The sequence below is a fragment of the Citrobacter sp. wls757 genome, assembly GCF_005280935.1.
GTDB lineage: Bacteria > Pseudomonadota > Gammaproteobacteria > Enterobacterales > Enterobacteriaceae > Citrobacter > Citrobacter portucalensis.
The window spans coordinates 149,181-160,390 of sequence record NZ_SZWU01000034.1 but is presented as its reverse complement, the minus strand read 5'-3'; the positions used below and the strand labels follow the sequence as shown (position 1 = coordinate 160,390).

The 11,210-nt window shown below is 53.5% G+C and carries 8 protein-coding genes and 1 pseudogene; 2 read left to right on the top strand and 7 right to left on the bottom strand.

Annotated elements, in window-relative coordinates; genetic code table 11:
• Positions 1-63 precede the first annotated feature (63 nt).
• Genes napA through napF form a run of 3 tightly spaced genes read right to left on the bottom strand, consistent with a single transcriptional unit; the run spans position 64 to position 3,291 of the window.
• Entirely contained in the window at positions 64-2,550 is a 2,487-nt protein-coding gene (gene napA / locus FDW94_RS09180) for a nitrate reductase catalytic subunit NapA (protein ID WP_008785300.1), read from the bottom strand.
• Positions 2,547-2,810 carry a chaperone NapD gene (napD, locus tag FDW94_RS09175; protein WP_003027560.1) on the bottom strand — a complete coding sequence of 88 codons (264 nt, stop codon included), beginning with the start codon at positions 2,808-2,810 and terminating at the stop codon, positions 2,547-2,549. The genes napA and napD overlap by 4 nt, the downstream gene beginning before the upstream one ends.
• Complete coding sequence (gene napF / locus FDW94_RS09170; RefSeq protein ID WP_003027564.1) at positions 2,800-3,291, bottom strand: ferredoxin-type protein NapF; 492 nt, start codon at positions 3,289-3,291, stop codon at positions 2,800-2,802. Before napF ends, napD begins: the two co-directional genes overlap by 11 nt.
• Before the next feature lie 413 nt (positions 3,292-3,704).
• Here napF and eco point away from each other — a divergent pair, with 413 nt between their 5' ends.
• Positions 3,705-4,202 (top strand): serine protease inhibitor ecotin, encoded by a 498-nt coding sequence (gene eco, locus FDW94_RS09165; protein WP_048216405.1) that lies wholly within the window; start codon positions 3,705-3,707, stop codon positions 4,200-4,202.
• 96 nt (positions 4,203-4,298) lie between these two features.
• On the opposite strand, the gene mqo is transcribed toward eco, so the two are convergent.
• Entirely contained in the window at positions 4,299-5,960 is a 1,662-nt protein-coding gene (mqo, locus tag FDW94_RS09160; protein ID WP_100272100.1) for a malate dehydrogenase (quinone), read from the bottom strand.
• A gap of 278 nt (positions 5,961-6,238) precedes the next feature.
• On the opposite strand from mqo, the gene FDW94_RS09155 reads away from it, so the two are divergent.
• Positions 6,239-7,486: a SulP family inorganic anion transporter gene (locus FDW94_RS09155; RefSeq protein ID WP_137377471.1), complete on the top strand. Its 1,248-nt coding sequence runs from the start codon at positions 6,239-6,241 to the stop codon at positions 7,484-7,486.
• Here the strand turns inward: FDW94_RS09155 and mgtE are convergent.
• The 3 genes and pseudogenes from mgtE to alkB form a co-directional block, all read right to left on the bottom strand.
• Positions 7,449-8,885 (bottom strand): magnesium transporter, encoded by a 1,437-nt coding sequence (gene mgtE, locus FDW94_RS09150; protein WP_008785304.1) that lies wholly within the window; start codon positions 8,883-8,885, stop codon positions 7,449-7,451. The two genes, FDW94_RS09155 and mgtE, sit on opposite strands and share 38 nt — an antisense overlap.
• Positions 8,886-8,990: 105 nt before the next feature.
• On the bottom strand, positions 8,991-10,634 hold the full coding sequence (locus FDW94_RS09145; protein WP_003834645.1) for a multidrug ABC transporter permease/ATP-binding protein: 1,644 nt from the start codon (positions 10,632-10,634) through the stop codon (positions 8,991-8,993).
• Positions 10,635-10,669: 35 nt separating this feature from the next.
• Positions 10,670-11,210: pseudogene (alkB, locus tag FDW94_RS09140) on the bottom strand (DNA oxidative demethylase AlkB); the annotation flags it as partial.

Below are 11,210 nucleotides of genomic sequence, written 5' to 3'. Positions count from 1 at the left end.
AACCATATCGCGCAGAAAGCGGCGGCGGCCATTTTGGGGTTTTGCTGACCGGGACATAACGCGTTACACCTTCGCCAGTTTCACGGCGCACTTCTTGAAATCCGTCTCTTTGGAGAGCGGATCCGTCGCATCCAGCGTCAGGTTATTCACCAGTTGTGCGGCATCGAAGAACGGCATGTACACCAGCCCCTGCGGCGGACGGTTACGACCGCGTGTTTCAACAATCGAAATCACTTCGCCACGACGGGAAATCACTTTGACCTTATCGCCACGGCGCAGATCGCGTGCTTTTGCATCCAGCGGGTGGATAAACAGCACGGCTTCCGGGAATGCACGGTGTAGTTCAGGCACACGACGCGTCATACTGCCGGTATGCCAGTGTTCCAGCACACGTCCGGTAGACAGCCACAGGTCATATTCTTTATCCGGCGCTTCAGCAGCAGGCTCAAATGGCAGCGCGAAGATAACCGCTTTACCGTCCGGTTTACCGTAGAACTTGTAGCTTTCACCTGCTTTCACGTAAGGGTCGTTGCCTTCGCTGTAGCGCCACTGGGTCTCTTTACCCTCAACGACCGGCCAGCGTAAACCGCGCGCTTTGTGGTAATCGTCAAATGGCGCAAGATCGTGCCCGTGACCGCGGCCAAACCAGGCGTACTCTTCGAACAAGCCTTTTTGCAGATAGAAGCCCAGCTCGCGGGATTCATCGTTCAGTTGATCTTCAGCCAGTTCAGTCACTGGGAATTTCGTTACTGCTGGCGTAGCAAACAGCACGTCATACAGCGTTTTACCGCGCAGTTCCGGTTTTTGTGCCAGCAGCTCTTCCGGCCATACTTCTTCTGTTTTGAAGCGACGAGAGAACTGCACCAGTTGCCACAGATCCGATTTCGATTCGCCCGGCGCTTTAATTTGCTGACGCCAGAACTGTGTACGGCGTTCCGCGTTCCCGTAGGCGCCTTCTTTCTCTACCCACATTGCGGTCGGCAGGATCAGGTCAGCCGACAGGGCGCTGATCGTCGGGTACGGATCGGAGACAATGATGAAGTTACGCGGATCACGCCAGCCCGGCATACGCTCTTCGTTGATGTTCGGACCGGCCTGCATGTTGTTAGTACACATCGCCCAGTAGACATTGAGCTTGCCATCTTTCAGCGCGCGGTCTTGCGCCACGGCGTGCAGACCAACTTTTGCCGGAATGGTCCCTGACGGAATATTCCAGTGCTTCTCACAGATATCGCGGTGTTTTTCGTTCGTTACCACCATGTCCGCAGGCAGACGGTGGGAGAACGTACCGACTTCACGCGCGGTGCCGCAGGCTGAAGGCTGGCCGGTCAGAGAGAACGGGCCGCAGCCTGGCTGGGAGATTTTGCCAGTCAGCAAGTGCAGGTTATAGACCAGGTTGTTGGCCCACACGCCGCGGGTGTGCTGGTTAAAGCCCATCGTCCAGTAGGAGATGACTTTTTTCTTCGGATCGGCATACAGTTGCGCCAGCTGTTCCAGTTGATCTTTCGGTACGCCGGTCATTTCGGCGGTTTTATCCAGCGTGTACTCAGCAACGAAGGCTTTGTAATCCTCAAAGCTCATCGGTTCAGAAGCATCGGATCCCGGGTTTTTCGCCGCTTTTTCCAGCGGATGGGTTGGACGCAGACCGTAGCCGATGTCCGTCACGCCTTTACGCAGGTTAACGTGCTTGCTAAAGAAATCCTGGTTAATCGCATTGTTTTGAATGATGTAGTTCGCGATGTAGTTGAGGATCACCAGATCGGTTTGCGGCGTGAAGACCATACCGTTATCCGCCAGCTCAAAGCTGCGGTGCTGGAAGGTGGAGAGAACCGCGACGTTCACGTTAGGATCGGACAGACGACGGTTGGTGATGCGCGACCACAGGATCGGGTGCATCTCCGCCATATTCGCGCCCCACAAGACGAAGGCATCGGCATGTTCGATATCGTCATAGCAGCCCATCGGTTCATCCATACCGAAGGTACGCATAAAGCCGACTACCGCTGAGGCCATGCAGTGACGTGCGTTCGGGTCGATGTTATTGGAACGGAAACCCGCTTTAAACAATTTGGCAGCGGCATAACCTTCCCAAATCGTCCACTGGCCAGAGCCGAACATACCGATAGACTCAGGGCCTTTCTCTTTCATCGACGTTTTGAATTTCTCTTCCATCACGTCAAAGGCCTGGTCCCAGCTAATCGGGGTGAACTCGCCTTCTTTGTGATACTTGCCGTCTTTCATGCGCAGCATCGGCTGCGTTAAACGGTCTTTTCCGTACATGATTTTCGGCAGGAAGTAACCTTTGATGCAGTTGAGCCCACGGTTAACCGGCGCATCCGGATCGCCCTGGCATGCCACAACACGCCCTTGCTGCGTTCCGACCAATACGCCACAGCCCGTCCCGCAAAAACGGCACGGGGCTTTGTCCCATTTAATGGCTTCTTGCTGACCGACTACCGCGCGGGCAACGCCCGGCACGCTTAACCCGGCAGCCGCCGCAGCGGCCGCAACGGCGTTAGCTTTCATAAAGCTACGACGACTGAGTTTCATGGTGTTTCCTCACCTTGCTCATCCTGCTGGTGATAAACCAGCGACACCGCCAGTACGCCCGCAACGTTGCGTACTGACTCAATTGTTTTCATTAGCGTTTCACTTTGCTCAGCTTCCACCACCACAATCAACTGACCACTTTCCACATCGCTGAGTGCAACTTCGCAACCGGGAAAGGAACGCAACTGCGTGGCGATATCGTTGATATGCTGGCTTTTGGCCTGAACGACCAGGCTGCAGACCTGCCAGTTATTGTCCATGGTTGTACTCCGCGTTAATGGCTGATACCGGGCAGATAGCGACACAGGCGCCACATCCGTTACAGTCCTGATTGTCGAGCTGCGGCTGATAAATGCCGGACAGCGTGGGACGAAAGGTTATTGCCATGGGCTCACAGCTATCCTGACAGCGGTGACATTCAACGGACTGATGTGCGAGACAGTTTTCCCCAATCGTAAAATTCAGATCCCATGCCCTGGTGTGGCGCGGAAGAAAAAGTGATTCGGGACAGGCTTCTGCGCAGGCATAGCAAAAGCTGCACTCGCCGTGTTTGAAATTTACGCTCGGGTAACCACCCTGGCCTCGCTGCAGGATGTCGGTTTCGCACGCCTGGATGCAGGCGTCACAACGGAGGCAATGGGCCAGAAAGTGAGAGTCTTCCTTGCTCCACGGCGGACGGATCCCTGCGCTGGCGTTTCGCCAACTGCCTGTCAACATACCTCGACGGGATAAATCAACCATGACATTGTCCTTCCATAATGACGCCCTCCCTCGGCGGGTTGAACGACATAAAAAACTGCACTATTTATGAGTAGTTATTTTTAGCCGTAAGATATTTCAGGATGTGTTAGAGGTGCATACCCCAATTGGGGTAAATGCTGTTGCCGGATCAAAGGAGTGTTGAGTTGGCGGGAAAAAATGCGCTTTTGCTCACATTTCAATGAGTTATATAACAATGTATATAACGATTTATTCAAAAAGATAAAGATCTCAATATTAGGATAATTCCTAGTATATATCGCTACCATGGCAACGAAACTCTACCTATTACACTTTAAATATAAGTAAATCCAGATTAATAGATTATCCAAATATGTTAACCTGCTACAGACTCGTTCATAAGACAGAAGAAAGGAAACACTGTGAACAATAAGATGAAGACAATTGTCCCTGCCGTACTTTTCGCCGCCTTTGCCAGCACCTCTGCATGGGCTGCCAGTAACGATACCGCCGCTCAGCCGCTGGAAAAAGTCGCCCCTTATCCCAAGGCAGAAAAGGGTATGAAGCGCCAGGTTATCCAGCTTACCCCTGAGAAAGATGAATCTACTCTGAAAGTAGAACTGCTGATCGGACAAACGCTGGAAGTTGACTGTAACCAACACCGCCTGGGCGGAGAACTGGACAGCAAAACGCTGGAAGGTTGGGGATATGACTACTATGTCTTTGACAAAGTTACGTCTCCGGTTTCAACCATGATGGCTTGTCCGGACGGAAAGAAAGAGAAGAAATTCATTACTGCGCATCTGGGTGATGACGGCATGTTGCGTTACAACAGCAAGCTGCCGATTGTGGTCTATACCCCGGAAAACGTGGACGTTAAATACCGTATCTGGAAAGCGGAAGACAAAATTCAGGACGCAGTCGCGCGCTAAGTGAGAATGTGCCGGATGGCAGCGTACCGCCTTATCCGGCCTACAGACGCATAAACAATGCCGGATAAGCGCAGCAGCGCCATCCGGCATTTTATTTTACAGCGCTATATCCGCAACGGCTTTCTGTTCAGGCTGCGGTTGTGCCTGAGGTTTCAGTTGTGGTTTCGGTGCTTCATCAGCAACCTGCGGCTTGTCATATTTCAGACCCAGAACCTCACTGGTGTACTGCAACTCTTGTTCCGTAGCCTCAACGTTACCGTTCAGCTTAGTACCATAAGACGGAATAATGGTTTTCAGCTTCGCCTGCCACTCGGGGCTGGCTACTTTATCTTTAAACACTTTTTCCATCAGATGCAGCATGATCGGTGCCGCGGTTGATGCGCCCGGAGAAGCTCCAAGCAGCGCTGCAATCGTGCCTTCTTTATCGCTGACGACTTCAGTGCCCAGACGCAGCACGCCGCCCTTCTCCGCATCGCTTTTGATGATCTGCACACGCTGGCCCGCCTGCCATAAACGCCAGTCTTCTTTTTTCGCCTGTGGATAGTACTCTTGCAGCGCAGCAAAACGGTCGTCGTCGCTGAGCATCACCTGGCTCACCAGATATTTCACCAGATCGAAGTTATCCAGACCCACGTTGACCATCGGCATAAAATTCGAGGTGGTGGTCGAGCTGAGCAGATCCCACAATGAACCATTCTTCAGGAACTTGGTGGAGAATGTCGCGAATGGCCCAAACAGCACAACGCGCTTGCCATCAAGGATACGGGTATCGATATGCGGTACAGACATCGGCGGCGCGCCAACGGAGGCCTGACCGTACACTTTCGCCAGGTGGCGATTGACCACATCCGGATTTTCTGCAACCAGGAACTGCCCGCCAACCGGGAATCCGGCATAGCCTTTCGCTTCCGGAATGTCGGTTTCCTGCAACAGCTTCAGCGCAGCGCCACCGGCACCGATAAAGACAAACTTCGCCTTGATATCGTGTTCCGCTTCGTTATTTTTCAGATCGGCGACTGTGACAGTCCAGCTATTGTCGGCATTACGCTTAAAGCCACGCACTTCGGTGCTCAACTGCAGCGCAAAGTTGGGCTTTTTCTGCAATGAGGTAATCAGTTGGCGGGTGATTTCGCCGTAGTTCACGTCAGTACCAATCTCGGTACGCGTTGCTGCGACTTTCTGCTGCGGATCGCGACCTTCCATGACCAGCGGCGCCCACTCTTTGATCTGCGCGTGGTCTTCGGAATAGCGCATACCACGGAACAGCGTGCTCTGCTGCAGTGCGGTGTAACGGGCACGCAGGAAGTTCACGTTCTCGTCACCCCAGACAAAACTCATGTGCGGAACGGTGGTGATAAACGAGCGTGGTTCATGCATTACGCCATTATTGACCTGATAGGCCCAAAACTGGCGGGAAATCTGGAAGGCTTCGTTAATTTCGACTGCCTTTTCAATGCTGATGCTACCGTCGACCTTTTTAGGCGTGTAGTTCAGCTCCATCAGTGCGGAGTGGCCGGTTCCGGCGTTATTCCAGCCGTTTGAGCTTTCCTGTGCTACACCATCCAGTCGCTCAACCATGGTCATTGACCATTGCGGCTCCAGCTCCTGTAAATAGGTTCCCAGCGTGGCGCTCATGATGCCGCCGCCAATCAACAGTACATCCGTTTCCTGCTCTTCCGCCGCTTTCGCTTTTGCCGCCATCGAGACAACATTCAGCCCAACGGCCATGGTGAAGAGCATGGCAGTCACTTTTTTCATAATGTTAATGCCTTACTTTTAGTATCGCTTTTTTGCTTTTAATGCAGGTGAAAATCGAGCGGCATCAACGGTAACACTTAAGTAAAAATAATTAAATAAAGTTTATAAATTATATTTAATTTTTAAAAATGTTATTAATACGTTGATAGTTTATGCGGTTATTGACAATCATTTCTGGAAACCGGTCCATCTGACGGGTACTATGCTGCGCTTTGCTATTCACCGCACGGATGCCTGTCGGTCTGCTGTATCAGGCCATTTTTGACCTGAGTGTAACTATGTCTGCAACTCAACATTCCTCTGCCGCAGTCGCTGAACACGCGACCCGTGCCGTGCTCCGCCAACCCCGTCTGCTGGTTCGCGAAACGCTGGCCGGTGTGGTAACCGCCCTGGCGCTGATCCCGGAAGTAATCTCGTTTTCCGTGATCGCAGGCGTTGATCCTAAAGTCAGTTTGATCGCCTCTGTCGTACTGTGCCTGGCGATGTCTTTTTTAGGCGGTCGTCCCGCAATGGTTACCGCCGCTGCAGGATCGGTCGCGCTGGTGATTGGTCCGATGGTGCATCAACACGGCGTGCAATACATCCTGCCTGCAGTGGTGCTGGCCGGGATGATTCAGATCCTATTTGGTGTATTGGGAATGGCACGTCTGATGCGATTCATCCCTACGGCCGTGATGACCGGCTTTGTTAACGCGCTGGGGATTTTGATTTTCTTTGCCCAGGTCCCGCATTTCTGGGGCAAAAGCCCGCTCATCTGGGGGCTGTTTGTCCTGACGCTGCTGATTGTGCTGTGGGTTCCGCGGTTTATTAAAGCAATTCCCGCACCGCTTATCGCCATCGTGCTGCTAACCGTGTTCACTGTCACCAGCGGGCAACTGTTACCGACCGTCGGTGATGAAGGTTCAATGAGCGGCGGCCTGCCGGGTTTCACCCAGTTGTTGGTTCCGCTCAACCTGCAAACGCTGGCGATTATCTGGCCCTGCGCGCTAAGTATCGCTTTTGTTGGTTTGATGGAGTCGTTGTTAACCGCCCGTCTGGTGGATGACCTGACGGTTACGCCGTCGAATAAGAATCGCGAGAGTGCCGGGCTGGGGATAGCCAATATTCTGGCCGGATTTTATGGCGGCATCGCCGGGTGCGCGATGATTGGTCAAACCATCGTTAACGTCGAGATGGGCAAAGGACGCAGCCGCGTCTCGACGGTTGCCGCCGGACTGGTATTACTCCTGTTAGTCACAGGGTTAAGCGAAGTGATGGCAGAAATACCCATGTCGGTGCTGGCAGGTATTATGGTAATTGTGGCGGTAAAAACCTTCAGTTGGCACAGCATCCAGCCTGCCACGCTGACGAAACTGCCCGTCACTGAAACGCTGGTGATGCTGGTGACCGTCGCTGCCACGGTTTCTACCGGCAACCTGGCGATTGGCGTGGTTGCCGGGGTGATGACGATGCTCATTCTGCCGCGTATCGTCAGACGCAAACGGACAACTACATCAGAAACAGCGTTGCCAGACCGAGAAAAATAAAGAAACCACCAGTATCAGTGATAGCGGTTATCATGACGCTCGAGCCGACCGCCGGGTCGCGCCCGAGCTTCACCATCGTCATCGGAATGATAACCCCCATCAACGCCGCCATCAGTAGATTGAGCATCATCGCCAGAGTCATCACACCACCGAGCGCCATATCATCGTACAGCCACCAGGTAATTCCGCCCATAATCCCGCCCCACACGAGGCCGTTGATTAGCGCCACGCCCATCTCGCGCAGGATGAGAAACGTCAGGTTCCCCGGCTGAATATTTTGCAGCGCCAGTGCGCGGACGATCATAGTGATAGTTTGATTCCCGGTATTGCCGCCGATACCCGCCACAATCGGCATCAACGAGGCCAGCGCCACCAGTTGCGAAATCGTATGTTCAAAGCCGTCGATCACCCGCGAGGCGATAAAGGCGGTACAGAGGTTAACGGCCAACCACGCCCAGCGGGTTTTTACCGCTTTGGTAACAGGCGCAAACACGTCCTCTTCGGCGCTTAAGCCCCCCATTCGACGCAGATCGGTGTCGGTTTCTTCATAGACAACGTCGACGATCTCATCGATGGTTAAACGGCCCATCAGTTTACCGGAAGGGTCAACCACCGCGGCGCTGACCAGGTTGTCGCGTTCGAAGGTACGCGCAGCGTTTTCGGCGATATCTTCAGGAGAAAAGGTGAGCGGGTCATCTTCCATCACCTCGCTGACTTTTCGCTGCACATCATTGAGTAAAATGCAGGTTAGCGTCAGTTCGCCAACCAGCACTTTATTGCGATCGGTCACGAAAAGTTTATCGGTGTTCTCCGGCATTTTCCCCAGCCGCCGCAGATAGCGTTGCACCACTTCCAGCGTCACGTCCGGACGCACAGTGATGACCTCGAACTCCATGATCGCGCCGACGCTATTTTTCTCGTAGTGCAGCACCTGGCGGACGCGCGTCCTCTCCTCTGCCGGTAACGTCGCCAGCAGACGACCGGTAAGGTTACGAGGCAAATGCTGCACCAGGTAAATCTGTTCATCGATATCGAGATATTGCAGCGCATCCAGCAGCTCGCGGTCGCTCATCTCATCGATCAGGTCGTCCCAGACGTTTTCAGACGCCTCAAGCAAGACGTTACCGCGCTTTTCATTTTCGACCAGTCGCCACAGGGCGTGGCGCTCTTCAGACGGCAAAGCTTCGAGGGTATCGGCGAGGTCAGGCGGTGGCAGGTGGGCCACCAGCGCCCCTACCTCAGCAATATCGTCGGCTAACGTACCGACGTCATATTGCTCAGCCAGGGTAAGCTTGCCCAACAGCGTTGAAATAATGGCTTTATCAGTGGTCAGCAGCCAGATGAGGCGCGCACGCTCTTCATCACGCAGTCTGGCGCTGTTTTTGTTTATTACAGACATTAATCATAAATCCATGATATGAAATATCATTAATCATGATGCCGATTTATGTAAATAACAATAAACAGTGCCGCCGGGTGGCTAAAAAACCGGCGGCACGAAGGATCAGGCTGTGCGAGCCACCGCGTCGCGCGAGGCGGCGTCACGTTCATCGCCCAACAGTTCACTCAACTGTCCGTTGCGCATTTCCAACAGACGGTCGGCGTGAATAAAATAATGATCGTCGTGGCTGATAGCGAAAATGGTTTTCCCCATTTCCTGCATCAATGGCAATAACACCTGATAGAACTCCCGGCGGAAATGGGGATCCTGATCGGCAGCCCACTCATCCAGCAGAATGATGTCGCGCTCCTCCGCCAGGGCCAGCAGCAGCGCCACGCGTTTCTTCTGCCCTTTCGACAGCTTCAGATTGAGGATACGACCATCGCTCAGCTCCAGCTTATGACCCATCTTCAGATGTTCCAGCCACTTCGCGACCAGCTGCGGATTAGCCTCTTTACCTTCCGGCCCCAGCAGTTTGTCGAACAGCCAGACGTCGGTAAACACGGCGGAGAAGAGCTTGCGGTAGTCTTCCGGTTTTTCAACGGCAACGGCCTTACCATCAAGCAATATTTCGCCTGACTGCGGCTGGTACAGACCGGTCAGTAACATCGCCAGCGTAGATTTCCCGCTACCGTTACCGCCAATCAGAAAGATCAGTTCACCGCGATGAATCGTCAGATTCACCGGCCCTACGGAAAACGCATTATCCTGATAGTGGAAAACCACGTTGCGCAGCTCCAGCGTTTGCCAGTTGGGAAACGCGGTTGGGCGTGGAAATTCGGCCTTAAAAGGTGCCAGTGCGAATTTATTCAGCTTGTTGAACGCCACCTGCGCGGTAAGCAGCGTCGGCAGCGCGCCAACGGCAGAAAGCAACGGTGTTCGCAGGAATAACAGCGTCAGAGAATAGGTCGCTGCCACGGCGGTATCAGCCCATCCCAGACTGTTAGCCATCCAGAACACCAGGCCAATGGCACCCAGCATCATAATGTTCGACCAGTTAACCGCGCTCAGGTGGAAGGTATCGGCACGGATAATATGGTGGCGATACTCTTTGGCATCCGGGACGTACATCTGATTAAAGATATGCTCGGCGCGCTCGCGGTTAAGCGTCAGCTCTTTGCGCCCTTCCAGCACAGTCTGATAATCGTTGTACAACTTGTCTTCAGTTTCGCGCAAGGTGGCCATGTGTTTATACACCCGCGCCACCAGCACAAATCCGCCCCAGATGGTGATTGCCATCCAGATTGCCGTTACCAGTAGCATTTTGGTCGACAGCATCGCCAGATACGCCGCCGATCCTATGGTCAGGATAATCCCCTGCACCAGCTCAGGCAGACGAACAAAGGCGATGGTGATGTTGCGGATATCACTGGTTAAACCGGCCAGCAACGAGGCGCTGCCAAGCTGTTCAATACGCTCGACGTGAGTATCCAGAATTCGTTTGATAAATTCGCTACGCAGGCGGTAGACAAAGTGGTGACCCAGCGTGGTCAACGCCAGCTGAGAACCGAGGGTGACAACCATCAACAACAGCAGCAGGCCAAGAAACTCCGGTAGCACCATCAGCGTGGTGTCGACCGTTTCGATCAAGCGCTGGTTGATAAACGCAATCAGCCCAATCCCCAACGCGGCGCTGGCGAGGCTGAGCGCCATCACGCTGATAAATGGCCAGCGATACTGCCGCCAGACAAGAAGTAAAAGTTCCATGCAAACAACCCGGACAAGTAATAACAGCCCGCAGTTTAAACATCTCTTCGTCGACAGCAATAATAATTCTTATTTTTATTCTTTTTTACCCGCCAGACGAAACGTCAGGTTGTAACGACAGTCTCCGGTCAACGGATGATAGCCCGTCTTAAGCGGCTGGATCCCATGATAAAACAGCCGCGAATTACCGCCCCACACCACGACATCGCCGTGTTCCAGCAGTAAACGCTTTAAAGGGTCATTACGGCGCAAGCCGCCAAATTGAAAGATGGCTGGCAGCCCCAGCGATACAGAGACAATCGGCGCCCGCAGGTCGGGCTCGTCTTTATCCTGATGTAAGGACAGTTTTGCCCCTGGCGTGTAGCGGTTAATCAGGCAGGCATCGGGTTGAAAATCAGCATAGCCCGCCGCCGTCGCCGCCTGTTGGCACAAATCAGCGAACGCATCCGGCAGCGGCGGCCAGTGCGTGCCGGTGAGTGGATCAAACGGAGAATAAAGATAGCCATGCTGATCCGTCGTCCAGCCCAGATGGCCGCAGTTGGTCATCGCCACCGACATTGTATAGCCACCGGGCGT